The following is a 25,046-nucleotide window of genomic DNA, read 5'->3' on the forward strand; positions in this document are numbered from 1 at the left end:
TTGGGGAGCGGGCCCGGGGGGAGGGAAAAGGGCCGGCCGGTGCGCAGTCCACACCTACTCGCGCCGGCCGGTGCCTTCGTCCTCGACCGCCGATACGCCAGTTGTCCGGATATCCGACACAAAATAGTTAGTGACTTGATGTATCCCAGAGCCTCTAGCACGCTCCTTTTCCCCGAAGGGCCCGCGATACTGCCAGCGCCGACACGAAGACACGTCCGAAGTGGGGCAGATACGGTGACCGACGTGCAAACGACCGAGGTAGACCCGCCATGGGAAGGACTGACCGGTGCCGATCTGCATGCCGCCTGCATGCGCGCGGCGCGGGCCGGTGACCGCCAGGCGATGGACAGACTTGTGCTCGAGCTGACCCCGCTCGTGTGGCATGTCGCGCGTGCGAACGGGCTCGATCGCCTGACCGCCGAGGACGTAGTCCAGACGGTGTGGCTCGCCCTGTTCAGCCAACTCGAGAAACTTCGGGACCCCAAGGCCCTGGCCGCCTGGTTGATCACCACCACCAGACGCGAAGCGCAGCATCCGTTCGGCCGCCGCGCTCAGCCGGTGCCGCTGACCGACGAGCTGGCCGAAAACATGGAGAGCACCCATCCGGCTCCGGAGGAGGAAGCCGTCCGCGCCGACCGGGACCGCCGGGTCTGGCGCGCCTTCCTCCGTCTGCCGCATCGCTGTCAGCAGCTCCTCCGGCTGACCGTGCTCGCCGGACGGGCCGAATACCAACTGGTCGCCGAAGCACTCCGCATGCCGCGCGGAAGTGTCGGCCCGACCAGGGGCCGTTGCCTCGAATCGATGCGCGACCTGCTGGCCCACGAAGGGGGAAGCCGATGAACGACCTCGGGACGCCGGGGGAGATGACCTCCCCGGGCGATGAGGCCTTGCTGGCCGATATCGGGCGCTTCATGGACGAAATGGACCCGCCACCGGGAGATCTGGTGCAGCGGGTTCAGTTCGCGCTCGCGCTCGAAAACCTCGACGTCGAGGTCGCCCGCTGGGAACGGATGGACGCCACGGCGGGAGTCCACGGGAGCGACACCGGCACGATCACCTTCACCGTCAGCGATCTGACCGTGATGATCAACCTCACCAAGATCGGCAAGAAACACCGGATCGACGGCTGGCTCGTGCCCGCCGGCGAGTACGGAGTGGAGGTGCGCGTCGCCGAGCACGGGACGAGTTCCACCACCGCCGACGAGGGCGGCCGGTTCGTGCTGGACGACGTTCCCCAAGGGACCACGCAGATCGTGATCCACCTCGGTGACGTGTCCTGCCGGAGAACCGTCGTGACCCCGACAGTGGTGCTGTAACCGGACGGCTGTTCCGTTATGCGGCGCGGGTGTGCTCCCATAGTGCGTGTGCCCGCGCAGCTTCCCGTCGCCGACCCAGTAGCCGAGGCCGCGGATCTCCATCGTCAGGCGATGGCCGCCGCCGCCGACCACGGTCCGGGTGCCGCGATCAGGCTGTTGCAGCGTGCTTTGTCCTGCCTCGGGCCGGTGGAGGGCGCCGGGCCGGAACGGCTGGAGATCAGGGTCAGGGTGCTGATCAGCCTCGCCGCGGCCGAGGCGGAGGTCTTGTCCCAAAAGGACGGATTCGCTCGGCTGGACGAGGCAGAGCAGGTGCGGCTTTCGTTGCCGGAAGGCGAAACCCGGCGTCTGCTCCGGTTCACCGTCGTCCTGCAGCGTGCCGTCGTGCTGATGCGGATCGGGCGGCTGGAGGAAGCGCTCGCGCTCTATGACGTGGTGCTCCCCAGTCTGGTCGACTCGATGGAGGACCACAGCCTGCTCCTGACCCGGAACATGATGAACCGGGCGTGGCTGCATCTGCAGATGACCAATCCCGACGGTGCTTACAAGGATCTGATCGGCGCTCTCGACATCGCGGTCAAGCACGGGCATCGCCGTCTCGAAGGGAAGATCCGGCACAACCTGGGTGATCACGCCCAGTTGCTCGGCGATATTCCCGAAGCGCTCCGGCACTACGAGCAGGCGGCCTCGATCTTCGTCACCGACGGGCCCGGCTCATTGCCGCTCGTCCGGCTGGACCAGGCGAAGGCCCTGCTCACCGCCGGGCTCGCGGAGGAGGCGGCGCGGCATCTCGACGAAGCGATCCCCGAACTTCGCGGAAACGGCGCGTTCCATGTCGTCGCCGAAGCGGAGGTCGCGCGAGCCGGGGCCGCCATCTTGGAGGGCGACCACGTTCTCGCGAAGAAGCTCGCGACGTCCGCACGGCGGAGTTTCCTGCGGCGCGGCAACCGCCGGTGGGCGGAGATCGCGGAGTTGACCAGGCTTCGCGCGGACGCGGTGAAGGTCTTGGCGGACCGGGAGAAGAGACCGTCCGCGAAACTGCCGGGTCAACTGGCCGAGCTCGCCATCCGGCTGGCCGAACTCGGTCTGCGCGACGAGGCCGGCGCGGCCAGGATGTTCGCGGTGCGGCTGCTGATCCGCCGCGACGAGACGGCCGCCGCGGAGGAACTGCTGGCGCAGGTGCCGAAACCGCGGCAGACCACACCGATCGACCACCGGATGCTGCTGCGGCTGTGCCGCGCCGAACTCGCGGTGGCGTCGCATCGGCCGCGGTCGGCGCTCGCCCAGGCGCGGGCCGGGCTGGCGGAACTCGGGCAGATCCGCGACCGCATGGGCGGGCTCGACCTCGTCTGCGGGACGGCCGCGCACGGCGAGGAACTGGGCAAACTCGCGTTGACGCTGGTGCTCAAGAAGGCGAGGCGCAGCGGCGCCGGGGCGAAAAGCCTGTTCGCCTGGCTGGAACGCACGCGCGCGCAGATGTACCGCTACGAACCGCTTCCGGTCATCGAGGATCCCGCGCTCGCCCGGCACATCAACGAAATGCGGCACGTGCAGGGGACGATCCAGGCGCGGCGGCTGTCCGGCGAACCGGTCGGGAAACTCGAGGAGCGGTACGACCGCTTGCAGCAGGAGGCGACCCGGCTGGGGTGGTACACCAGCCAATGGGGCCGTCCGCGGCCGGTCTCGGCGCCCGAAGAGGTGGTCGAGCGACTCGGGGACCGCGTTTTGGTCAGTCTGATGGGTTACCGCGACACCTTGTACGCGGTGGTCGTCGACCGCGGCCGGTTCCGGCTCTTGAAGCTGGGTCCGCTCGCGGAGATCGTCGAGACCGCGCGGCAGTTGCACGCGGACCTCGACGCGCTGGCCCCGGACAACCTGCCCGCGCCGCTGGTCGAGGTCGTCACCGGTTCCGCGCGGCGCCGGGCGGACAAACTGGACAAGCTGATCTCCGCGTCGCTGGCGAAGACGTTGGAGAACCGCGAGCTGATCATCGTGCCGATCGGTTCGCTGTACGCGCTGCCTTGGGGTGCTTTGCCGTCACTGCACGGACATCCGGTGTCGATCGCACCGTCGGCGACGGCCTGGGTGACCGCGTCCGGACGACGGAGCAAGGGGCCGGTCCTGCTCGCCGGCGGGCCCGGCGTGCCGGGTTCGGTCGGTGAGGTGCGGAACCTGCGGTCCGTGTACCCGCGGGCCCGGCTCGTCGACGGGAAGGACGCGACCAGCGAGGTCGTACTGTCCGCTTTGGACGGTTCCGGGATGGCGCATCTGGTCGCGCACGGCGCGCACGAACCGGCGAACGCGTTGTTCTCGCGGCTGGAACTGGTCGGCGGACCGTTGTACGCGCACGAAACCGCCCGGCTCGCGCATCCGCCGGAACGGGTGGTGCTGGCCGCGTGCGAACTCGCGATGAGTCACATCCGGCCCGGCGAGGAGGCGCTCGGCTTCGCCGGGACGCTGCTCGCCAGCGGCTCGCGGACGGTGATCGGCGCGATCGCGCGGGTCGGCGACAAGGCGGCCGCCGACGCGATGTCCGACCTGCACCGGCGGCTGGCTTCGGGGACCTCACCCGCTTTGGCACTCGCCGAAGCGACGGCCGCCGATCCGCTGCGGCGGCCCTTCCTGTGTCTCGGCGCGGGCTGATCCTTTTTCGATTCGCTGGGTGGCCGGTGTGTCATGAGAACCCCTCCTGACACCGCGCGCCCAGTGTCCACAATCACCGCCCACCGCGGGGCAGTTGTCCACAACGACCGTCACCTGTGGACAACCCCGCCGACCAGCCCGTTCCGTCGCCCATCACCGGTAGACTGGACTCGGGGCCGCCCCCCTTGGGAAGGGCGGGGGGTGGGGTCAGGCGCGTTCGGCGTGTTTCACCAGGCGAGTGGCCAGAAGTGAGACCACGGCGCGCAAAGCGGCGCAGGCGGCGGCACCGGTGCCGGGCAGCGATTCGGTGAATCGGCCGGTCCAGCGCAGATCCGTGCCACCGGAAGCGTTGGGCGTGAACAAGACTTCAGCGCGATAGTCCTTCAGCGGCGCGATGCCCGCGAAGCCGTAGACGTGCTTTCGGTCCTGTTCGTATTCCAGCGTCTCCTCGTGGAGATACACCGGCCACAGGCCGACAGCCCGGACGGCGCCCACCCCGTCCTCACCCGGTTCCCGTGCCCAGCGCGAGTGGAACACCACCGGCTTCGCCCATTCCGACCACCGGGAACCGTCGGCTTCCAACGCGAAGAGGGAAGCGGGCGAGGCGCTGCTCGTCCGGTTGATTTCGAAGGAGTACGTCTTGCCCATGTGGCGACGATAACCGCTTCGCCCGCGACGGATAAGTCAAGATAGGAGCGTGAGCACCCCGCGCCGCGAGATCGCCGCACCGCATTGGCTGGTGCAGCTGCTCCGCAGCACACCGGTTCCCATCCCGTGGAACATGGTCGCCAGAGCCGTGCTCGCCCTGGCCGTGCCGTTGGCCGTCGGCTACGCGCTCGGCGACATCGGTGTCGGCGCGCTCATCTCCACCGGCGCCCTGCCCACCGTCCTGTCCGAATCCGCGGGCCCGTACCGCTACCGCGCCCGCCGTCTCGGCGGTGCCACCGCGGCCGCCGCCCTCGGCTACTTCGCCGGACTGATCACCGGCGGTATCCCGGCCGCCTCCATCCCGGTCGTCGTCGGGGTCGCGGCGGTGTCCGCGCTGATCAGCGCGGCAGGCAGCAACGCCTCGGTCGCCGGGCTGCAGATGTTCGTCTTCTGCGTGCTCGGCACCGGCCAGCACGTGACCGGCCTGCGCGTCGAGCTGCTCCTCGGCTACTTCTGCGTCGGCGCCGCCTGGAGCCTGCTCATCGCGCTCGCCACCTGGACCTTCCGCGCGACCAGCCCGGAGCGCGGCGCCGTCGCGCACGTCTACGTCGAACTCGCCGCGATGCTGTCCGCGACCGACGAAGCCACCTCCCGCGTCGCTCGCCACCAGCTCACGACCGCGATGAACACCGCCTACGACCGGCTGCTCACCGCGCGATCCTGGCTTTCGGGCCGCGACGCCACCTACCGCCAGCTGCTCAACCTGCTCTCGGCCAGCACCCCGGCCGTCGAGGCGTCGGTCGCGATGGTCAACGCCGGCCGCCGGGCCCCGGACGACGTGATCGACCACTTCATCGCGACGTCGGCCGCCGTACTCGCGAACCAGGAACTGCCGGAACCGCCCGAAGCACCCGAAGACGCCGACCCGGTCCTCGCCGCGCTCTACGCCGGGCTCGCCCGGATCGGCAAGGGCGACAACCGGAAACGGCGCGAGGTCCAGCCGTGGCACAAACGCCTCCGGAGCTGGGCGGCCTCGCTCGTCTCCGGCCCGCTCACCTGGTTCGCCGCGCTCCGGCTCACCCTGTGCGTCGCGATCGCCGAAGTCGTCGCGCTGATGGTTCCGTTCGAACGCTCCTACTGGATCACGCTCACCGTCGGCATCGTCCTCAAACCGGACTTCGGTTCGGTGTTCGGCCGCGCGGTGCTGCGCGGAATCGGCACGGTGATCGGCGTCGGCATCGGCGCGGCCGTGCTCGCCGCCGGCGGCGAGGGCTGGCTGTTGGTCCTGCTGATCGCCGTGTTCGCGGGCGGCGTCGCGGTCGGCAAGGTCCGCAACTACGGCATCCTCAGCGCTTTCGTGACGCCGCTGATCATCCTGCAGATGGACCTCGCCAGCACCGGCAGCTGGGACATCGTGCTCGCGCGGCTCGTGGACACCGTGCTGGGCTGTGCGATCGTCCTCCTCTTCGGCTACCTGCTCTGGCCGGGCAGCCGTCGCCCGCAGGTCGGCGGACGACTCGCCGACAGCCTCGACTGCCTGGTGAAATACGTCGACAAGGGTCTCGTGCTCGCGCCGTCGGGCGAAGCACGCCTGGAACGCTCACGCGCCCGTCGCCGCGCGTACCGCGCGCTGGCCGACCTGCGGACCGCGTTCCAACAGGTCGTCGTCGAACCTTCCGCCGCCGGACGGCAAGCGGTCGCCTGGTGGCCGGTGATCGCCGGACTCGAACGTGTCGCGGACGCCGTCACCGAGGTCGGCGTCACCCTCGGTCGCGGCGCCCCCGCCCCGGCCGACGCCGACATCGCCCTCCTGACGGCCGCGCTCGCCGAACTCGCCGCCGCCGTCCGCGAGGAACGGGACCCGGCGGAGATGCCGATGCCCGACAACGAGCAACTGTCCGGAGTGGTCGACCAGATCGGTGCCGCCTTCGACGCCGTGCGCGGTCCCGATCTCGTCGAACGCGCACCGTTACGGCTGGTCCGGCGGTTCCTGCCGTACCACCGGCGAGCCTGAGGTCTGGCCGAATCACCCGTACGGGGGAGCGTGAGCATCCTCTCGAACTAATGTTCGAGATTTCACGCATAATCGAAGCATGCTCGACACTGGTGACACGATGCCGCCGGGGCCGCGTCACCTCCACATGGTTCGGCCCCACCAGCCCGTTTGGGTCGACCTCAAGCTGGTTTACCCGGTCGGCGCGGCGAAAGCCCGCCTCCCCGACGGCCTCGACCTGACCGTCATCGTCCCCGGACTGCTGGGGATGTGGCGGGCGACGACGACGGCGCACTGGGTCGGCTGGGTGACCTTCCAGCTCGGCCCGGTCGGCCAGGGCGGTACGACGCATTCGCAGTGGGTGCTGGCCGAGGCGCTGCGACCGCGCGAGGAGCGGAATCGCTGGTCGGGCAGCTTCCCCTACGAGCGGCGCCGCTAGGGCTTGCGGCCGACGCCGCCGAGGATGAGCGATTCGCTGGGCTCGGCGAAGCTGATCTCAGGTTCGGTCGGGCTGGCATCCTCGGGATGCCACTCGGTCGTCCAGGTCAGACCAGGAGGGATGAGTTCGAAGTCGCCGAACAGCGCCTCGATCTCGGCGCGTTTGCGCCAGATCACCGGGCTGCTGTTGCTGTCGTACATCTCCTTGAGCCTGACCAGCGGCTTCTCGTAATGGCTCGGCACGCCCTCGTCGGTGATGTGCGAGATGGCCAGATACGACCCGCGCGGCGCGAGTTCGCGATAGCGCGCGACCGAGGCGGGGCCGACATCGCCGCTGTCGCCACTGCGCGCCGACGCGGGCTGCTGGACGTGCAGCACCGCGATCAGCAGGATCGCGACCGGTTTGTCCACGTCGATGATGCCGGTGTCCGCCACCTGTTTCCAGAGCCGGTCCGGGGCGCGGAGGTCCCCGTGTACCGCGGCGTGGCGGTCAGGATCCCCGTGCTCTTCCAGCAGACCCTGCGAATGCGAGACGGCGACCGGTTCGTAGTCGACGTACACCACACTGGCCTTCCCCGGCGCGAGGTCGTCGGCCACCTGATGCGCGTGCTGCATGGTGGGCAGCCCGGCGCCGATGTCGATGAACTGGGTGACCCCGGCGTTGATGAGATGACGCACCACCCGGTGCAGGAACACCCGATTGGCCTTGGCGATCGGCCGGAGCATCGGGAACTCCCCGAGCACTTTGTCGCCGAACTTGCGGTCGATCTGCCAGGACGCCGTGCCTTCGAGGTAGTAGTCGTAGACCCTCGCGACGCTGGGGCGCCGCATGTCGATGCCCGGCGGTGGATACGCGTCGACATCCTCCTCGGCCACAGCCATCCCCTCCCGCGTCTGGACCATGACATCCCTCACTGAACGTAGTTGCCGGGTGGCTGGTAGCGATAGACGGCACTTGGAGGACAGCTCATCCACCATCGGGGTCACCCCGGTCGGCAAGCTTGCACCGTCTGCGAAGGTCCTCGAGAGTGTCCTCGGGACTCGCCGCTATCGACAGCAGCGCGTCCCACGCCTCGCGGTAGGTCGCCAGCTCGCGCGCGTTCGCCCAGTGCACGTTGGTGAGGTACTCGCTGTAGGCACTGTCGCCGTCCGTTTCCCGCAGGATGATGAAGTCCGAATCGACGTAGGCGACGGCGCGGTACGGCACGACGCGGATCGTGATGTTGTCCCGTTCGGCGAGTTCGGCCATGTGTTTGAGCTGGTCCGTGACGACGTGTGGATGCTCGGTCTGGGCGCACAGCCGGTCGAGCGCGGCCTCGCTGAACAGGAAGACGAAGCTCTTGCCTTCCTGATCGAACAGACGCTGCCGTTTCTGGCGTTGAAGCAGGCGCGGGGAGATCTCAGGTCCCCGCCCCTCCCCGTCGAACTGGTCGATCATGTAGGACTCGCACTGGATCAGTCCATGGATGCGCTCCCCGGTCCACGACCAGAGCTCCTCGGCCAGTTGCTCCTTGTCCAGCACCTCCCCGAACCACACCGGTGTGCCGATGCGCTTGCCCTGGCGGAGTCGCGCCGGAGAACTCGTCTTCTCCCACAACGCCCACATGGTCGGGATGGCATCCGCCGGCGGCTCGTACACGGCGATCAGCTTCTGCAGGGACTGACGCGAGATCGAGGTCGTCCCGGCCTCGATCTTCGCCATCGTGCTCTGCGACTTGCCGATCAGGTTCCGAGCTTCGAGCTGCGTCATTTCCGCTCCCTGACGTGCGGACCGCAGCAGCTTGCCCAGTTGGACCCGGTCGGTTTCGTCCGTGTGGTTCTGCTGATCCGGCCCCATCAGCCGTCCCATCCCGCGATATCCGGGAGGCGGCCCAAGAACCGATGGAGCCCTGACGGACGAGGTCGAGAAAGGCCCGCCAGCCTGGTGGGGAAAAGGTCAGAACCGGTGAAACGACGAGCTTGCTGTCGCGCACCCCGACGAGTGGACCGGTCGAGTTGACTTCCACACAGGTGCCCCCGTTGGGGCCACTGTAGGTCGAGCGGTGCCAACCGCCCTCGTCGAACCCGGTCGTGGACGGCATCGAATCGTAGAACCGCATCGCTCCCCCTCAGAGCCCGCGAGTCGAATATTCGATTCCAGAGTGAGTGTCGAATATTCGGTGCGCAAGCCGAGAGCGATTCGATCCGGGACATGTTCACTCCAATGTGGTCGGTCAAGACTACTGAAGGGCGCCGGCCGGGGTGGCCCGGGAGCGCGTCCGGGCCACCCCGGTCAGCAGGTCAGGGAAGGGTTTCGTCGCGCTTCGTTTCCTCGCTGGTCCGCATACCCCGCGTGACCGCCAGACCGAACACGCCGGCGAGCACCGTCCCCGCGATCCCAGCGCCCGCCACCGGGTTGAGCACGGCGACGACCACGATCACCGCGAGCAGGCAGACCTGGACGACCACCGTCATGGAGACGGGAATCCGGGAGTTCGGACGCCCGTGCCTGCGGCGGCCGATCGCCCCTTCGGGAAAGGTCACTTCCGCGACTTCGATACGCCGCAGCGACGGCCCGGATTCGGCGAACTCGATCACCACCACGCGCGACTTGGCCGGCGTGCCCGGTGCCCCGGTGGAGTGATCATCGGCATGTTCTGGTGGCTCCGCGAAACAGATGGGGGCTAGGGTCGACATGTTGTCCTTTCGGAGAATGGTTTGAAGTCGGATGACGATGGCGCGGTTCCTCTCGCAACAGAGGGCCGCGCCGCTTCCGTTGTGCGGTTGGTCGAATATTCGCACTTCGTCATTTCCCACGCGCAAGTCTTACACACCATGAATGGTGTCCGTGTCTTCGGGGGCGGGATTCGAGTAAGCCTTTGGTGAATTGGGTTTTCGAATATTCGAACTTAACTCTTTCGGGTGCACTTACTGGTCAGACGAGCGCTTCGACGTCGAATCCTGTACTTCGGGGTGACCCCTGGTCGAATATTCACGACCATCCGGCGCATGTCTTGATTCCACTCAAGTGGACTATTTCCCGGGATCCGCTCTCGCTATTTTTGGAGTGTATTCGACAGTGGTGTCGAGAATGGGATCAAAAGAGGCGGAGGTCATCTCCGTGGATACATGATCCGGGCCGGATCGACCCGATGGTGTCGACACCCGCCGTCCCGGACCGTGGACGACGTTGACCGCCTGCTCGCGCCGGGGCCACCATGACGGCGTGTCCACCATCCGGCAGTCCTCGTCGATCCGCTCGGCGGGCGAAGGTGTCGTCGCGCTGCTCCTGCGCCGTGGACGTCTGGGCTCGCCGCCCGCGTAGCTCCCCATCTCGTCAAGTCCTCGAAGACGGTGAATCCAGGGAGCCCGCATGTCCATCGAACTGCCCGACCGTGTCCTCCTCCGCCCCGCGACCGTCCCCGACGGCGGAATCCTCGAAGGCGCCCGCGTACTGCGTCGCCTGCCGGAATGCGTGGAAGAACGCCCTTACGAACTTTTCGCGCTGCGTCCGCTGGGACGGGTGATCGGTGCCGAGATCGGCGGCGTCGACCTCGCCGAGCCGCTGACGCCCGCCCTCCAGGCGGAGTTGAACCGCGCGCTGCTGGAGTGGAAGGTGCTGTTCTTCCGCGACCAGCGCATCACCACGGCCCACCAGCGCGCCTTCGCCGCGCACTGGGGTGAGCTGGAGACGAACCCGTTCATCCCCCAGGGCGAAACCGAGGACACCACCCGTTTCACCCGTTCGGCGACCATGCCCGCGTTCGAGAACATCTGGCACGTCGACGTCACCTTCCGGCCCGCGCCGGCGCTCGGCTCGGTGCTGCGGCTGATCGAGGTCCCGCCGGTCGGCGGCGACACGATGTGGGCCGACATGGCCGCCGCCTACGACAACCTGCCGGAAAATGTCCGTGCCCGGATCGACGGGCTGAAGGCGGTGCACGACTTCATCCCCGGCTTCGCCCGGTTCTCCGATCCGGAAACACTCTCGCGGCACCAGGACGCGTTCCCGCCGGTCGAGCATCCCGTCGTCCGCACGCATCCCGAGACCGGACGGCGAACCCTCTTCGTGAATCAGGCCTTCACGACGCACATCGTCGGACTCGAACGCGAGGAGAGCGACAGGCTCCTGCGGTACCTGTTCAGCCGCGCGCACATCCCGGAGTTCCAGGTGCGCTTCACCTGGCGGCCCGGCTCGGTGGCGTTCTGGGACAACCGCGCGACCCAGCATTACGCCGTCAACGATTACCACCCGTACGCGCGGGTGGCCGAACGTGTCGCCATCGTGGGTGACCGGCCGTTTTGAGCGGGCGGTCCCCGCGACGGGTGATCGGCGCGCCCGTCCCGGGCGGGCACCCCGCGACCTGTGTGACGATGAGGCCATGGGCATCAACTTCGATGAATTGAAGAATAAGGCCACCGACGCTCTTCGTGAGCACAACGACAAGATCGAGGGCGGCGTGGACAAGGCGGCGGAGTTCGCCAAGTCGAAGTTCTCCGGCCACGACTCCCAGATCGACTCCGGCGTCGAAAAGGCGAAGGGCTTCATCAACAAGTTCGACGACACCCCGGACAACCCGCCCCAGCAGGACCAGCAGCAGCCGCCCCAGGGCCGATAACCACCGCATTTCGTCCTCTGAATGCGGTCCTTGCGCACGCAACTACCGCATCCAGAGGACGAAACGCGTCAGGAGACCTCGCCGACCGCGGTGTCGCCGTCGATCGCCGTGATCCGGCCACCGCGCTCGCCGAGGGCGATCAGGCCGTCGCGGGCGTCCGGAGCGGTCAGGCTGACGCGCACCCCCGCGCGCTCCGCGTCCTTACTGGCCGCAAACGCTTGCGCGCCCTCGTAGCCGGAGTTGACCGTCACCGCGAGCCCACCCGTCGACGCCAGCGAGCCGCGCGCCGCGCCCAGTCGTCCGAGTGCTTCGTCGACGATCGGCAACAGCGCGTCCCGGTTCCCCTCGGTCATCGCCCGCACCAGCGCCGGGCTCGACCCGGCCACCCGCGTGCCGTCCGTATAGGACCCGGCCGCCAGCGACATCGCCAGCGGCCCGCCCTGCGCGCCGATCGTGGCCAGGATGGCCGCGAAGATATGCGGCAGATGCGAGATCCGCGCGACCGTCTCGTCGTGCGAGTCCGCGGGCAGCGGCACGACGTGCGCTCCGACGTCCAGGACCAGCTGGGCGACCTCGGCCCACGCCGTCAGGTCGGTGTCGTGCTCGACGCCGAGCACCCACGCGGCCCCGCCGAACAGCGCCGGGTTGCTCGCCTTCCACCCGGACTCCGCGGTCCCGGCCATCGGATGCCCGCCGACGAACTTCGCGTAGGGCGCACGACGCCGGACGCCGTCCAGCACCGGGCCCTTCACACTGGTGACGTCGGTGAGCACGCAGTGCCCGGCGACCCGCGAAACGGTACGAAGCACGTCTTCGACCGCGGGCAGCGGCACCGCGAGCACGATCATCGCGTCCCGCTCCGCCGCCTTGCCCAGCGCCGCCTCGACCTGCGTGGTCACGTCGAAACCCGCTCTGCTGGCCGCGTCCGCGTCAGCTTCGGAGGTCGTCGCCCCGAACGTGGTGCGGCCGATCGAATGCGCCGCGCGCAGCAGCGAACCGCCGATCAACCCGAGCCCGATCACGCATACGTCTCGCACAAGGGTTCATCCTGCCACCTACTTGGTCCCACGTCAGAGCCTGACGAGGTCGATCGCGGCGCGGATTCACCGACAGATACTCAGAGAACAGCCGCGAGGCGCGTTCCCTGATCGATGGCCCGTTTGGCGTCCAGTTCCGCCGCGACGTCGGCGCCGCCGATCAGATGCACCGGCAATCCGGCCGTCCGCAGGTCGTCGGCGAGGTCGCGCACCGGCTCCTGTCCCGCGCAGACGACGACGGTGTCCACATCGAGCACGCGCGGCTTGTCACCGACGGTGATGTGCAGGCCGTCGTCGTCGATCCGGTCGTAGGTGACCCCGGTGAGCTGCTCGACGCGTTTGGCCTTCAGTGCCGCCCGGTGCACCCAGCCACTGGTCTTGCCCAATCCCGCCCCGATCCCGGACTTCTTGCGCTGTAGCAGGAAGACCTGCCGAGGTGACGGCTCGACCTTGCGCTCGGTGAGACCGCCCGCGGCCCGCTCGGGATCGGTGACACCCCATTCGGCCATCCACGCCTCCAGATCGAGCGCGGGGGAGGTGGTGTGCGTCAGGAACTCGCTGACGTCCACGCCGATCCCGCCCGCGCCGATCACGGCGACCTTCCCGCCGACCGGTTTCCCGTGCCGGACGACGTCCACATAGGACAGAACCTTCGGGTGGTCGATGCCGGGAAGCGACGGCACGCGCGGTGTCACGCCGGTGGCCAGCACCACCTCGTCGAAGCCGGCACCGACGAGGTCGGCGGCGGCCACCCGGGAGCCGAGACGGACCTTGACGCCGGTGACCTCCAGCCGTCGCGTGTAGTACCGGATGGTCTCCGCGAACTCCTCCTTGCCGGGGATCTTGCGCGCGATCCCGAACTGACCACCGATCTCGTCCTCGGCCTCGAACAGTTCGACGGCGTGCCCCCGCTCGGCGAGGCTGGTCGCGGCCGCGAGCCCGGCGGGGCCCGCGCCGACGACGGCGACGCGTTTGGTCTTGCGGGCAGGCGCCAGTGTCAGCGTGGTCTCGTGGCCCGCGCGGGGATTGACCATGCAGGACACCAATTTCCGCTTGAACGCGTGGTCGAGACAGGCCTGGTTGCAGGCGATGCAGGTGTTGATCTCGTCCTCGCGCCCGGTCTCGGCCTTGCGGATCCACTCCGGGTCGGCGAGGAACGGCCGCGCCATCGACACCAGGTCCGCGTCGCCGCTCGCCAGCGCCTCCTCGGCGACCTGCGGCATGTTGATCCGGTTCGACGTGACGACCGGGATCCCGACGTGCGGCTTCAGCTTTCCGGTCACCCAGGTGAACGCCGCGCGCGGCACCGACGTCACGATCGTGGGCACCCGCGCCTCGTGCCAGCCGATGCCGGTGTTGATGATCGTCGCGCCCGCCGCTTCGACCTCCTTGGCCAGCGCGACGACGTCTTCCCAGCGCTGTCCGCCTTCGACGAGATCCAACATGGACAGGCGATAGACGATGATGAAGTCCTCGCCGACCGCTTCGCGGGTGCGGCGCACGATTTCGACGGCGATCCGGCGACGGTTCTCCGCGCTGCCGCCCCACTTGTCGGTGCGCTTGTTGGTCCGCTCGGCGAGGAACTGGTTGATGAAATAGCCCTCGGAGCCCATGATCTCGACGCCGTCGTAGCCCGCTTCCTTGGCCAGAAAGGCGCAATCGGCGAACGCGCGGATCTGCCGCAGTACGCCGGACCCGGAAAGGGCTCGCGGCTTGAACGGGTTGATCGGCGCTTTGCTGCTCGACGCGGAAACGCTCAGCGGGTGGTAGGAATATCGGCCCGCGTGCAGGATCTGCAGTGCGATCTTGCCGCCCGCCTCGTGGACCGGATCCGTGAGTCGCTTGTGCGCCTTGGCTTCCGCACGCGTCGAGAGCTTCGAGGCCATCGGCAGGAGCCAGCCTGTCCGGTTCGGCGCGAACCCGCCGGTGACGATCAGCCCGACGCCACCGCGGGCGCGTTCGGCGTAATACTCGGCCAGTTGCGGAAAATGCGCTTCCTTGTCCTCGAGGCCGGTGTGCATCGAGCCCATGATCACCCTGTTGCGCAAGGTGGTGAAGCCGAGATCGAGTGGGGACAGCAGGTTCGGGTACAGGCTCATCGCTGGTCCTTACGCATCGTGGTGGAATGCCTGGAGGACTTCCTCGAGCCATTCGACATGGCCCTGTTCGGTTCGGATTCCTCCGCGCAGCACGAGGAACTGATGCAACGACTGTCCACTGAGGATGCTCGGGTCGGGAAAGTCGCGCTTCTCGATCAGCAGGTAGGCGTCGAGCTGGGCCGCGTGCGCGTCGCGATGCCGGGTGATCTCGGCGGCGACGGCACCGGGGTCACCGAGCGTCGCGCCGCGGATCTTGACGGCGAGTTCCCGAGCCGTGGCGGCGGGATCGGGCTCGGCGAGCCAGCGGGCCAGTTCGGCACGGCCCGCGGCACCGACGGTGTAGACCTTCTTGTCGGGCTTCCCGGACTGCGCGACCTGGTCGACGGCGACCCAGCCGGCGTCCTCCATCCGCTTGAGGACGCGGTAGATCTGCTGGTGGGTGGCGTTCCACCACAGCCCGATGGACTTCTCGAAACGACGCGTCAGCTCGTAACCCGAGCCGGACCGCTCGGACAGCGAAACCAGGATCGCGTGCTCCAGTGCCATGCACCTAGTTTCATATGCACCTAGTTGCACTGCAAGGCGACGTGGGTCACGTGGGAAGCTACGGCTTGCGGGCGACACCGCCGATGACGCGTGACTCCGAGGGGGTCGCGGCGAAGACGGTCTTCTCGTCCGGGTGCCACGCCGGCGCGTAGACCAGGCCCGGCTCCAGCAGCGGCCAGCCGCCGAAGAACCGCCGGAACTCGTCCATCGTGCGCAGGAAACCGGGGTTCGTCGTGGTCTCGTAGTACTCGAGGATGTCCAGCAGCGCCTGACGTTCCTCGTCGTTGGCCGGGTTCTCATTGGTCATCTGCGAGAGCACCAGCAGCGAGCCGGGCGCGAGCCGGTCGCGGTAGAAGTCCAGCAGCCCGTCCGGGTCCTGCTCGTCCTTGATGAAATGCATGACCGCGTTGATCACCAGCGCGATGGGCTGCCGGACGTCGATGATCCCGGCGTCCATCACCCTGGCCCAAAGATCCTCGGGGTCGAACAGGTCCGCGGCGATCGCGTGGTGGCGGTCCGGGTCGGCGGTGTCGGCGAGCAGCAGCGTCGAGTGCGCGAGCGCGATCGGCTCGTTGTCGATGTAGAGGACATGCGTGTCCTCCTCCGGCCGCGCCTCGTCGGCGACCTCGTGGACGTTGCCGGCGGTCGGCAGGCCGGAACCGATGTCGACGAACTGCCGGATGCCCAGTTCCGCGCAGTGCCGCACGGCGCGGCCGAGGAACTGCCTGCTGGTCTTGCAGTACTCGCCCATGAGCGGCAGACGCTGGCGCACCTTCTCGGCGAAATTGCGGTCGATGGCGTAATGCGTGTCGCCGCCGATGAAGTAGTCGTAGACGCGGGCCGCGGACGGCCGGTCCAAGCTGTTCTCGACGGCCTTGAGCGCCGCGTCGTGATCGATCATCGTCATCCCTTTGTCCGCGCCGGAAATTCCATGCTAACCGGCCGGGACGTAGGCCTCGCGGTAGGCGTTCACGGATTCTGTCAAGCGATCGAGCTCCGCGCGGGTCCTGGCGAGTCCGGCCGCGTCGAGGCCCATCGCGTCGCCGATGACCTTCGGGATGCCTCTTGCGCGGGCCCTGAGCCGGGCGCCGTCCTCGGTCAGGCTGATGCGAACGGACCGCTCGTCGTCGGCCTGCCGGTCACGCCGGACCAGTTCGGCCTTCTCCAGCCGCTTGAGCAGGGGTGACAGCGTGCCGGAGTCGAGGTTCAGCACGGTGCCGAGGTCCTTGACCAGCCGCTGGTCCTTCTCCCAAAGCGCGAGCATCACCAGGTACTGCGGATAGGTCAGGCCCAGGTCGTCGAGTACCACGCGGTAGAGCGCGGTCACGGCGCGCGATGCCGCGTAGAGCCCGAAGCACAACTGGTCGTCCAGGCACAGCGATCCGGTGTCTTCTGTTGGCATCTGTCCTCCTCGTCCCATGGTGTGCCGATCATGCCTCAGCGCGCCACTCGAGTGGGGAAAATCTCCTTGAGAGCATTTTAGTTGTGCGCAACTGAGTTGCGAGCTACCTTCAGTTCATCGACTTCGACTCCCAGGAGGCAGAAATGACCGCCAACCCGCACAACCTGGCCCTCGAACCGGCCGCGCAGGCCTTCGTCGAGGCCACCGCGAACCCGCCGTTCCTCTTCGAGTTACCGCCGGAGGAAGGCCGCAAGGCCGTCGACGAAGTCCAGGGCGGCGACGTCGAACTGCCCGCCGCGGACGTCGAGACCACGCACGTCGACGGCGTCGAGGTCCGCATCGTCCGGCCGGCCGGTGCTACCGGCACGCTCCCGGTGATCGTCTACATCCACGGCGCGGGCTGGGTCTTCGGGAACTTCCACACGCACGAACGCCTGGTCCGCGAACTCGCCGTCGGCACCGGCGCGGCCGTCGTCTTCCCTGAGTACGACCGCTCGCCGGAGGTGCGCTACCCGGTTGCCATCGAGCAGAACTACGCCGTCGCGAAGTGGGTCGCCGAGCACGGCGCCGAGAACGGGCTCGACGGCACGAAGATCGCGATCGCCGGTGACTCCGTCGGCGGGAACATGACGGCCGCCCTCACCCTCATGGCGAAGCAGCGTGGCGATGTCACCTTCCGTCAGCAGGTGCTCTTCTACCCGGTCACCGACGCGAACTTCGACACCGAGTCCTACCGTCAGTTCGCCGACGGCTACTTCCTCGCCCTCGACGGCATGAAGTGGTTCTGGGACCAGTACACGACCGACCCGGCGCAGCGCGCGGAAATCACCGCTTCGCCGCTGCGGGCGAGCCTTGAAGAGCTGTCCGGCCTTCCGCCCGCCCTGGTGATCACCGGAGAGGCCGACGTCCTGCGCGACGAAGGCGAGGCGTACGCCGCGAAGCTGCGTCAGGCCGGAGTTCCGGTGACGGCGGTGCGGTACCAGGGCATCGTCCACGACTTCGTCATGCTCAACACCCTGCGTGAAACTCACGCCGCGGACGCCGCGATCAAGCAGGCGATCGGGGTCCTGCGGACCGCCCTCGAAGGCTGAGTAACCGGATCATGAAATTGTCCAGGGTGACGCGCGTCACCCTGGACAACACTTTCCGGTGGTCGCACGTCTCTTGATCCGGATGTGGGAGATGCGTCGCGGTGACGCGCGCTCCGGTGGGGAGGGACACGAGCGCCATGGGACTGGGACTGAGTGCCATCCGGCTGGATTCGACGCTGAACCTCGTCATCGTCGTCGTGCTGACCCTGCTCGCGATCATCGCGGTGCCGTTCTTCTGGGAACGCTGGCGCCGCAAGGTGATCGGGCGCAGCGCCACGATCCTGACCGCGGTGGTGCTGATCTTGGTCAGCGCCGGGATGGGCGGGAACATGATCGGCGGGTTCTTCCCGACGGTCGGCGCCCTGTTCGGTACCGGCGTGTACTCCGGGGAGACCGTCGACGCCGTCGCGGGCCAGGACGGCGCGGATCTCGACAAGCTGCGCGACGCCGGCGCGATGCGCGCCAAGGAGGGCAGGGGCTCCGTCGTGCACATGACGGTGACCGGCAAACGCACCGGCCTCACCCGCGACGTCTCGGTGTACTTCCCGCCCCAGTACTACGATCCCGCGTACCGGTCACTCAAGTTCCCGGTCATCGAATGGATCCCGAACTACCCCTCCGGTCCCGAAGTGGTCACCGGCCCCTACGAACTGCCCGCCAAGCTCGACGCGGCCATCGCGAAGCACGTGCTCCCGCCGACCCTCGTGGTCATCCCGGATCCGACCGGGAAACCGAAGGTCGGCCACGACACCGAATGCATCGACGAGGTCAACGGCACCGCCAACGACACTTACCTGACCGCCGACATCCGCGATTGGGCGATCGAGAAACTCGGCGCCAACCCGCAGCGGAAGGCGTGGACGATGGCGGGCTGGTCCTCGGGCGGGTACTGCGCGATGAACCTGGTGACCAGGCATCCGCAGTGGTACGGCCAGGCGGCGAGCGTCAGCGGCTACTACAAGGCTTCAGTGGACGCGGAGACGGAGAACCTGTTCAAGGGCAGGCAGGACATCGTCGACGCGAACACGGTCACGATCAACCTGCGGAAGCATCCGTCTCCGGTCGACCTCCTCGCGATCGCGGGGGACAAGGAAAGTTTCGAGAGCTTCTCGATCGACCAGATCCAGGCGGCCGTCCGCGCTCCCGCGACGCTCTCGTCGTGGCGGATCCCGGACGCCGGGCACAACATGAACACCTTCAAGGCGCAGGTGCCCGACGTGCTGGCGTGGATCGGCGCGCGGACCGTGCCGCCGTGTATGCCGCAGGACAAGAAGATCGTCACCAACGGCGGGGTCACTCCGTGGCCGCTGCCCAACACCGGGGCGAAGGGCGCGCTGGTCGACGTCGTCGAGTAGCTAACCGCGTTTGGCGCGGTACGCCTTGGGATACAGGCGAAGCCGGTCGGGTACTCGTTTCCCGGCAGCCCTGGTGATCGCGCTCAGCCGCCGGAGGCGGCGCTCGTCCCCGTCTGTCCACTTGAGACTCAACCGCTCACGCAAAGCCGTAGGCAGCAGGCCGATCGCGCACAGCGTCAGGACGTTCCCGCCCGCCGGGCGGACCGGGCGCCACAGGACTTCCGGCAAGAACCACCACGGCGGCGGAGGGGTGTCCCGCATGGTGATCGAGTGGAGCAGTTCCCGAACGGTGTGGTTGTCTTCGAGGCGGTTCGCGACCACGTCGTCGAAGTAGGCCTCGAAGCCTTCGAGGTTCGACGGCAGGTGGTGTTCGCGGAGGCCGAGTAGCAGGCCCAGCCGGTGCCATTCCGCGTAGAATCGACTTTTTTCGTTGCGGGACAAGGGATGCACGAAGACCTCTTGCATACGGACGATCGTCCAGAACGTCGAGCCGTGCACCCACCGGTAGGCCTCGGGGTGCAGCGCGTGATAGCGCTCGCCGTGGTGGTCGACGCCTTTGATCGTCTGGTGCAGCTCGCGGAGCCGCTCGGCTTCCGCCTTCGCCTCTGGTCCGCCGAAAACCTGTGACAGCAACGAATCGATGGTCCGGTCGAGGCGGCCCCAGGGATCCTCGGGGTAGTTCGAATGGTCGTTGACCCCGGCGCCGACCACCGGATGCGCGACCTGCAACAGGAGCGCCGTCCCGGCGCCGAGCAGCAGTCTCCGGTCGCCGACCACTTGCCAGGCAACGGAATCCGCGCCGAGCGGGGTCAGGGCGGACAGGCGGGCTTCGGTGCTCATGACGACCTCCCGAGAGAGCGGCGTACAGCCACTGTCCCACCTTGTTTACAGAGCGTCAATAGTGGGATCAGCCCGGAGGCAATGCCGGGACCAGCGCTTTCGCCACCTCGGTCACCCGCCTGCCGCCGCTGGTATAGGTGGTCGACGTCGGCTGCGATGTCAGTACGACGACGATGTGGCGGTCGTCCTTGCCCACGACTCCGGAGCTGTGCAGGATCCGGCTGCCGCGGCAGCACGCCCAGCCCTGCTTGACCGACCAGCGGAGGTCACCGACGGCGTCCGGAATGCCGAAGTACTGGCGAATCCCGTCGGAACCGCTCTCTGTCGCGCCGCTCAACGCGCGCATGATGGTCGTCCGCGATCCCGCGGTGACCTGGTCCAGTAAGTAACGGTAGATCTTCGCGATGTCGGCGGCGGTGATCCGGGTGTCTCCCCAGCGGCCGGGATCCTCGGGCGGACGGGTGCCCCGGAGGCCGATTTCGGCCGCCCAACGGGTGACGATGGCGGGTCCGCCGAGTTCGGACCACAGTCTGCTGGCGATCTCGTCGTCGCTGACCGAGAGCATCCGCTGCACGGTGCCCGGCGGCGTGCCCGCTTTGAGCGCTTCGAGCGCGATGAGGATCTTCACCAGGGACGCCGAGGTGTAGGAACGGCCCGGCTGAAGGGAAACCGTGTTCTTCTTGGCGACGCGGTCGTAGACGACCACGCTCACCTGCCCATCGGGGACGAGGGCCGCGAGGGCATTCGCATCGACGGTCGCCGGCTTGCCGGGCTCGTTCGAGGCGGGCGGGTCCGGCGCGGGGGAGGGCGGCAGGTCCGTGGGCTCGACCGCCTCCGCTTCGACGGTCATCGCCGCGGCCCCCGACGCCGCGGCGATGACCGTCGTGTCGGGCCGCGACGGCGGAACCAACAGCATCGCGAGGATGGCCCCCAGGCACAGCCCCACCAGGAGGAAGACTCCGTTCACCTTGCCCACACGACTTGTTGACTGATTCACCCATTCGTGTTCGCGATTGAGACGCTTGTGTGACGTGAGTCTCGTTTGGGCACGGGTTCGGTAACCCCTTGAACGCGCGGCGTCAGCAAAGAGCGACTTTCCGGTTTGTCCGGGAGGACCCGTGGGTATTCGGCCCCCAGCGTGACTTCAGGTCGCCAATTCTGGAAGGCGGAGCAATGGCACGTACACAACGCGCTCGTATTCGGACCGCCGGGCTCCAGCCCGCGCAGGTCCTGGCCGGGCTGGCGAGCCTGGCCTTCCTGGTGTTCGGGATCGTGGGCTTCACCCGGACCGGGTTCGCCGATTTCGCCGGTCGCAGCGACACGACCGTTCTCGGTTTCTCGGTGAACCCGCTCTACAACCTCGGATTCGTCCTGATGGGCTTGATCGGTCTGCTGCTGACCTTCAGCTCAGGGCGGGCCCGGGTCTTCGGTTTCCTGACCTTCGTCGCCTTCGGGGCCCTGTTCGTCTGGGGTCTCATGATCACCGGGACCGTTTCGACGAACCCGGTCTCAGAGGCGGGTAACCCGTTCAACCTCAACGGGCCGGACAACTGGCTGCACCTCGGCCTCGCCGCGCTCGGTCTGGTGATCGCGTTCCTGCCCGCGCGGCACAAGGTGCTGCTGCCGGAGGACGAGGAAGAAAACGTGGTCGTGGACCGGGCCGACAGCGCCACGGCCGTCGACCCCGTCCGCGACGGTTCGCGGTCGCCGAAGCATGAAAAAAGCCCGACCGTCGCTCGTGAGGAGCGACCGCCGGGCCTGGCCCACTAGGTCTTCGGCTCAGTAGCCGTACTCCGAACCACCGGCCTCGGCGGGAGCGCCCTCCTCTTTCTTGGGGGCGGCGTTCCCGCTTTGGGCTGCCTTGTCCTTCACCGGCGCGGTGCTCTTGCAGCCGGCGGGCTCGATGACGAACCAGGTGCCGCCGACGCCGTGCCCGTTCGCCTCACCCGCGTTGGCGTCCTTGGCGTAGCGGTAAACGGCCCAGCCGCCGACGGTGACCTGAGTGGTGCCGTCCGCGCGCTTCACGGTGCCGAGCAGTTTCGAGTCGATGCCTTCGAGCTGGACGTCGCCCTCGGCGAGCACCGGCGGCCATGCCTTCGCGCAGTCACCGTTGCAGGTCGGCTGCTTGTTCTTCTTGTCCTTGGTGAACATGTAGAGGGTGAAGCCGTCCTTGTCCACAATGGCCGGTCCGATGCCGTCGACGTTGCCAGCGACCAGCTTCGTGGCACCCTCCGCCTTCTGCTCGGCAGGAGCCTCCTTGGCCGCCTGCCCGGCCTTGCCGCCCTTGGCGTTCGCGGCGTACCAGGTGCTTCCGACTCCTTGCCCCTTGGTCTCGCCTGCCTTGGCGTCCTTGGCGTAGCGGTAGAGCGCCCAACCGCCGACAGTGACCTGCTTGCGGCCGTCGGCGCGGGTCAGCTCCCCGACCAGCGCCTGGTCCACGCCTTCGATCCGCACGTCGCCGTCCGCGAGCACCGGCGGCCATGCCTTCGCGCAGTCACCGTCGCAATTGGACTTCGGCGGTTTCGCGCTGTCCTTGTCGAAGCGGTACAAGGTGAACCCGTCCTTGTCGACGAGTACCTGGCCGAGATCCCCGGCTTCGGCCACGGCCACCTTGGTCTCACCCTTGGCCGCGGGGGCGTTCCCGCCCGCTCCGGCCACCGCGGCGGCCGGCGCGACGGCGGGCGAAGTGGCCTCGGTGCCACCCGAACAGGCCGACAGCAGCGCCAGGCCCGCGGCCGCAGACGCCGTTGCGACGACGAAACGCTTGCGAAGCATGGGATTTCTCCTTGTTCGTAGGGGTTCCGCGGCTTGGCGCGGTGAGCTTGTACCCCCTACACGGACCCCCTACGGGACCGGTTCAAGAAGTGCTCGGATTTCCTTCGCTGACTTCCAGCGCGGCGTCCGTCAGCACCCCGGCCGAGCCGGTGTAGTTCGCGGGATCCAGCAGGTCGGCGAGGGATTCCGCGGGCAGGACTCCGGTTACCTCCGGCAGGTCGGAAAGGACCGCACCGAGGGGCCGATCCTGCGCCAGCGCGAGCTTGGCCGCCTGACCGAGGACGTCCTTGGCCCGCGTCTTGCCCAGCAGCGGGGCGAGCACGGTGGAAAGCCGTTCGGAAACGATCTGGCCGTGCGTGAGGCCCAGGTTGTCGCGCATACGGCCGTCGTGGACGACCAGGCCGCGGGCGAGTTCGGCCGCGGTGTGCGCGGCGCCGCCGGTCAGCCGCAGACATTCGCGCAGCAACTGCCACTCGGCGTGCCACGCGCCCGCGGACCGTTCGTCCTCGGAGAGCAGGGCCTGGGTGACGCCGGTGGCCAGCACCGGCACCTGGAGCGCGGCCGACCGGATCAGCGTCGCCAGCACCGGATTGCGTTTGTGCGGCATCGCCGAAGAACCGCCACGGCCCTCATCCGCGGGCTCGCTGACCTCGCCGACCTCGGTACGCGTCAGGAACTGGACGTCGACCGCGATCTTCCCGAGCGCGGCGGCGGTGAACGAGAGCGCCGCCGCGAGGTCGGCCGTCGGGGTGCGGAGGGTGTGCCAGGGAAGCGTCGTCTCGGCGAGCCCGGTCTCTTCGGCGAAGGCCGTCTGCAGCCGCTGCGGATAGCCGTCGGGCAACTCGGCGAGGCGCGCGTACTCGGCATACGCGGCCCGCGTCCCGGCCGCCCCGCCGAGCGAGACCGGCAGGACGACACGGTTCAACCTGTCGAGCGTGTCGAGCGTCAACTGACGCCACCCCGCCGCCTTGAGCCCGAACGTCGTCGGGACCGCGTGGGCGGTGAGCGTGCGTCCGGCCATGATCGTGTCGCGATGGGCGCGGGCGAGGTCCGCCAGCGCGTCCGCCGTCGCCTCGAGGTCCGCGGTGAGGAGTTCCCGCGTCCGCGCGGCGACCAGCATCATCGCGGTGTCGAAGATGTCCTGACTGGTCGAACCACGATGGACGTACTCCGTGCCGGCGGCCGCGGTCAGTTCCTTGATCAGCCCCACGACCGGGTTCGCCGTCTCACGTGCCGCCCTCGCCAACGCGACCACGTCGATCTCGGCCGACGCGGCGGCCTCGGTGATCGCGTCCGCGGCGGCCGTCGGGATCAGCCCCGTGCGCGCCTGCGCCCTCGCGAGCGCGGCCTCGGTGTCGAGCAGGGCCCGCACCCAGGCGAGATCCCCCGTCGCCGCCTCGGCGGGCGTGCCCGCGCGGACCGGGGAGAGGAGGCCGGAATCGGGATCGGCGTTCATCGGCCCAGCATCGCACCCCCGTCCATCAGCGGCCTGTCCTCCCGTCGATGCGCTCACGCACCAGGTCGGCGTGGCCGTTGTGGCGCGCGTACTCGGCGATGTGGTTGACCAGCAACCAGCGCAGCGAGAACGGCTCACCGTCGCGGCGGCTCTTGCCCGTGTCGTCGAGCGAGGCCCCCGAGACGATTTCCCTGGACCGCGCGCACTCCTCGCGCCACGCCGCCCACGCGACCTCGACGTCACCATCGGTGTCGTCGAAGTCCTGCTCGGGCCGCTCGTCGGAGTAATACAGCAGGGGGACGTCCTCGCCCGCGAACTGGATGCGGAACCACCAGCGCTCGGTGCCGGTGAGGTGCCTGAGCAGCCCATGCAGCGACAACGTCGACGGTTCCGTCGACCGCAGGGCCAGCTGCTGCGGCGTCAGACCCTGGCACTTCAGCTCGAAGGTGCGACGATGCCAGTCGAGGAGAGACGTCAAGATCTGCCGCTCGCTCGCCGTGCGCGACACCTCCGGCCTGTCGCCGGACCAGTCGATGGGGTAGTTCTCCTCGGGGATCGCGTCCATGCCCCCGACCATGGCAGACACCCCCGACAATTCCGTGGCGCCGAAGCTGCCGCCCCGCCATCCTGGTGGTCGGCGGCGGTCTACTAGACTCGGCCGCACGGGCCGTTAGCTCAATTGGTAGAGCTGCGGACTTTTAATCCGTAGGTTCTGGGTTCGAGCCCCAGGCGGCCCACTCCCTCGACATCCTCGCTGATCAGCGGGGATGTTTTTGGTCCGTGGGCCCGGCGGCATTCGACGTGATCTCGGG

Annotated in this window: 24 protein-coding genes, 1 tRNA gene and 1 pseudogene; 11 read left to right on the top strand and 15 right to left on the bottom strand. The window is 68.3% G+C overall.

Translation table 11 applies throughout. The annotated features are described in order from the left end of the window. Nucleotides 1-234 precede the first annotated feature (234 nt). The 3 genes from AVL48_RS26345 to AVL48_RS26355 all read left to right on the top strand — a co-directional run bounded on the left by AVL48_RS26345 (nucleotide 235) and on the right by AVL48_RS26355 (nucleotide 3,956). Complete coding sequence (locus AVL48_RS26345) at nucleotides 235-840, top strand: RNA polymerase sigma factor (RefSeq protein ID WP_061980265.1); 606 nt, start codon at nucleotides 235-237, stop codon at nucleotides 838-840. Further along, nucleotides 837-1,316: a hypothetical protein gene (locus AVL48_RS26350; RefSeq protein ID WP_061980264.1), complete on the top strand. Its 480-nt coding sequence runs from the start codon at nucleotides 837-839 to the stop codon at nucleotides 1,314-1,316. The genes AVL48_RS26345 and AVL48_RS26350 overlap by 4 nt, the downstream gene beginning before the upstream one ends. Before the next feature lie 111 nt (nucleotides 1,317-1,427). Then, nucleotides 1,428-3,956: a CHAT domain-containing protein gene (locus AVL48_RS26355; protein WP_061980263.1), complete on the top strand. Its 2,529-nt coding sequence runs from the start codon at nucleotides 1,428-1,430 to the stop codon at nucleotides 3,954-3,956. Between the two features lie 207 nt (nucleotides 3,957-4,163). Here the strand turns inward: AVL48_RS26355 and AVL48_RS26360 are convergent, their stop codons facing one another. Then, nucleotides 4,164-4,604, bottom strand: coding sequence for an SRPBCC family protein (locus tag AVL48_RS26360; protein ID WP_061980262.1), 441 nt, complete (start codon nucleotides 4,602-4,604; stop codon nucleotides 4,164-4,166). A gap of 49 nt (nucleotides 4,605-4,653) precedes the next feature. Here AVL48_RS26360 and AVL48_RS26365 point away from each other — a divergent pair, with 49 nt between their 5' ends. Beyond that, on the top strand, nucleotides 4,654-6,618 hold the full coding sequence (locus tag AVL48_RS26365) for an FUSC family protein (RefSeq protein WP_061980261.1): 1,965 nt from the start codon (nucleotides 4,654-4,656) through the stop codon (nucleotides 6,616-6,618). A gap of 79 nt (nucleotides 6,619-6,697) precedes the next feature. Then, nucleotides 6,698-7,036 carry a hypothetical protein gene (locus tag AVL48_RS26370; protein ID WP_061980260.1) on the top strand — a complete coding sequence of 113 codons (339 nt, stop codon included), beginning with the start codon at nucleotides 6,698-6,700 and terminating at the stop codon, nucleotides 7,034-7,036. Here the strand turns inward: AVL48_RS26370 and AVL48_RS26375 are convergent. The 4 genes and pseudogenes from AVL48_RS26375 to AVL48_RS26385 form a co-directional block, all read right to left on the bottom strand. Then, on the bottom strand, nucleotides 7,033-7,911 hold the full coding sequence (locus AVL48_RS26375; protein ID WP_061980259.1) for an SAM-dependent methyltransferase: 879 nt from the start codon (nucleotides 7,909-7,911) through the stop codon (nucleotides 7,033-7,035). The two genes, AVL48_RS26370 and AVL48_RS26375, sit on opposite strands and share 4 nt — an antisense overlap. A gap of 91 nt (nucleotides 7,912-8,002) precedes the next feature. Then, entirely contained in the window at nucleotides 8,003-8,884 is an 882-nt protein-coding gene (locus tag AVL48_RS26380) for a helix-turn-helix domain-containing protein (protein WP_061980258.1), read from the bottom strand. Between the two features lie 55 nt (nucleotides 8,885-8,939). Then, nucleotides 8,940-9,134, bottom strand: a pseudogene (locus tag AVL48_RS40275) (DUF397 domain-containing protein); the annotation flags it as partial. A 181-nt stretch (nucleotides 9,135-9,315) separates the two neighbouring features. Further along, nucleotides 9,316-9,711 (bottom strand): hypothetical protein, encoded by a 396-nt coding sequence (locus tag AVL48_RS26385; RefSeq protein WP_143104628.1) that lies wholly within the window; start codon nucleotides 9,709-9,711, stop codon nucleotides 9,316-9,318. A gap of 676 nt (nucleotides 9,712-10,387) precedes the next feature. Here AVL48_RS26385 and AVL48_RS26390 point away from each other — a divergent pair. Beyond that, entirely contained in the window at nucleotides 10,388-11,320 is a 933-nt protein-coding gene (locus tag AVL48_RS26390) for a TauD/TfdA dioxygenase family protein (protein ID WP_061980256.1), read from the top strand. Between the two features lie 76 nt (nucleotides 11,321-11,396). Further along, nucleotides 11,397-11,633 (top strand): antitoxin, encoded by a 237-nt coding sequence (locus AVL48_RS26395; protein ID WP_061980255.1) that lies wholly within the window; start codon nucleotides 11,397-11,399, stop codon nucleotides 11,631-11,633. Between the two features lie 68 nt (nucleotides 11,634-11,701). Here the strand turns inward: AVL48_RS26395 and AVL48_RS26400 are convergent, their stop codons facing one another. The 5 genes from AVL48_RS26400 to AVL48_RS26420 all read right to left on the bottom strand — a co-directional run bounded on the left by AVL48_RS26400 (nucleotide 11,702) and on the right by AVL48_RS26420 (nucleotide 16,717). Next, nucleotides 11,702-12,655, bottom strand: a complete 954-nt coding sequence (locus AVL48_RS26400) for a prephenate dehydrogenase (protein ID WP_061980254.1) — start codon at nucleotides 12,653-12,655, stop codon at nucleotides 11,702-11,704. Nucleotides 12,656-12,750: 95 nt separating this feature from the next. After that, nucleotides 12,751-14,769 carry an NADPH-dependent 2,4-dienoyl-CoA reductase gene (locus AVL48_RS26405; protein WP_061980253.1) on the bottom strand — a complete coding sequence of 673 codons (2,019 nt, stop codon included), beginning with the start codon at nucleotides 14,767-14,769 and terminating at the stop codon, nucleotides 12,751-12,753. Between the two features lie 9 nt (nucleotides 14,770-14,778). Beyond that, a complete protein-coding gene (locus AVL48_RS26410) occupies nucleotides 14,779-15,315 on the bottom strand; it encodes a PadR family transcriptional regulator (RefSeq protein ID WP_061980252.1) in 537 nt (178 codons plus the stop codon). Nucleotides 15,316-15,373: 58 nt separating this feature from the next. Next, entirely contained in the window at nucleotides 15,374-16,222 is an 849-nt protein-coding gene (locus AVL48_RS26415) for an SAM-dependent methyltransferase (RefSeq protein ID WP_177242248.1), read from the bottom strand. 27 nt (nucleotides 16,223-16,249) lie between these two features. Continuing rightward, nucleotides 16,250-16,717, bottom strand: coding sequence for a MarR family winged helix-turn-helix transcriptional regulator (locus AVL48_RS26420; protein ID WP_061980251.1), 468 nt, complete (start codon nucleotides 16,715-16,717; stop codon nucleotides 16,250-16,252). Nucleotides 16,718-16,860: 143 nt separating this feature from the next. On the opposite strand from AVL48_RS26420, the gene AVL48_RS26425 reads away from it, so the two are divergent. Both AVL48_RS26425 and AVL48_RS26430 read left to right on the top strand, forming a co-directional pair. Then, nucleotides 16,861-17,808, top strand: coding sequence for an alpha/beta hydrolase (locus AVL48_RS26425; RefSeq protein ID WP_061980250.1), 948 nt, complete (start codon nucleotides 16,861-16,863; stop codon nucleotides 17,806-17,808). A 137-nt stretch (nucleotides 17,809-17,945) separates the two neighbouring features. Next, a complete protein-coding gene (locus AVL48_RS26430; protein WP_061980249.1) occupies nucleotides 17,946-19,163 on the top strand; it encodes an alpha/beta hydrolase in 1,218 nt (405 codons plus the stop codon). Here AVL48_RS26430 and AVL48_RS26435 read toward each other — a convergent pair whose 3' ends face one another. Both AVL48_RS26435 and AVL48_RS26440 read right to left on the bottom strand, forming a co-directional pair. Then, complete coding sequence (locus AVL48_RS26435; protein WP_061980248.1) at nucleotides 19,164-20,003, bottom strand: oxygenase MpaB family protein; 840 nt, start codon at nucleotides 20,001-20,003, stop codon at nucleotides 19,164-19,166. It abuts the gene before it with no gap. Nucleotides 20,004-20,070: 67 nt separating this feature from the next. Next, nucleotides 20,071-20,979: a serine hydrolase gene (locus AVL48_RS26440; RefSeq protein WP_061980247.1), complete on the bottom strand. Its 909-nt coding sequence runs from the start codon at nucleotides 20,977-20,979 to the stop codon at nucleotides 20,071-20,073. Nucleotides 20,980-21,176: 197 nt separating this feature from the next. Between AVL48_RS26440 and AVL48_RS26445 the strand changes: the two genes are divergently transcribed. Further along, complete coding sequence (locus AVL48_RS26445) at nucleotides 21,177-21,773, top strand: DUF4383 domain-containing protein (protein ID WP_061980246.1); 597 nt, start codon at nucleotides 21,177-21,179, stop codon at nucleotides 21,771-21,773. A gap of 9 nt (nucleotides 21,774-21,782) precedes the next feature. On the opposite strand, the gene AVL48_RS26450 is transcribed toward AVL48_RS26445, so the two are convergent. The 3 genes from AVL48_RS26450 to AVL48_RS26460 all read right to left on the bottom strand — a co-directional run bounded on the left by AVL48_RS26450 (nucleotide 21,783) and on the right by AVL48_RS26460 (nucleotide 24,799). Beyond that, nucleotides 21,783-22,778, bottom strand: a complete 996-nt coding sequence (locus tag AVL48_RS26450; protein WP_061980245.1) for an SCO0930 family lipoprotein — start codon at nucleotides 22,776-22,778, stop codon at nucleotides 21,783-21,785. Between the two features lie 82 nt (nucleotides 22,779-22,860). Further along, nucleotides 22,861-24,234, bottom strand: a complete 1,374-nt coding sequence (locus AVL48_RS26455) for a nitrosuccinate lyase (protein WP_061980244.1) — start codon at nucleotides 24,232-24,234, stop codon at nucleotides 22,861-22,863. Nucleotides 24,235-24,259: 25 nt separating this feature from the next. Then, nucleotides 24,260-24,799 carry a DinB family protein gene (locus AVL48_RS26460; RefSeq protein WP_061980596.1) on the bottom strand — a complete coding sequence of 180 codons (540 nt, stop codon included), beginning with the start codon at nucleotides 24,797-24,799 and terminating at the stop codon, nucleotides 24,260-24,262. 99 nt (nucleotides 24,800-24,898) lie between these two features. Between AVL48_RS26460 and AVL48_RS26465 the strand changes: the two genes are divergently transcribed. Continuing rightward, a tRNA-Lys gene (locus tag AVL48_RS26465) sits at nucleotides 24,899-24,971 on the top strand. Nucleotides 24,972-25,046 lie beyond the last annotated feature (75 nt).

Source organism: Amycolatopsis regifaucium (assembly GCF_001613935.1).
Taxonomy (GTDB): Bacteria; Actinomycetota; Actinomycetes; order Mycobacteriales; family Pseudonocardiaceae; genus Amycolatopsis; species Amycolatopsis regifaucium.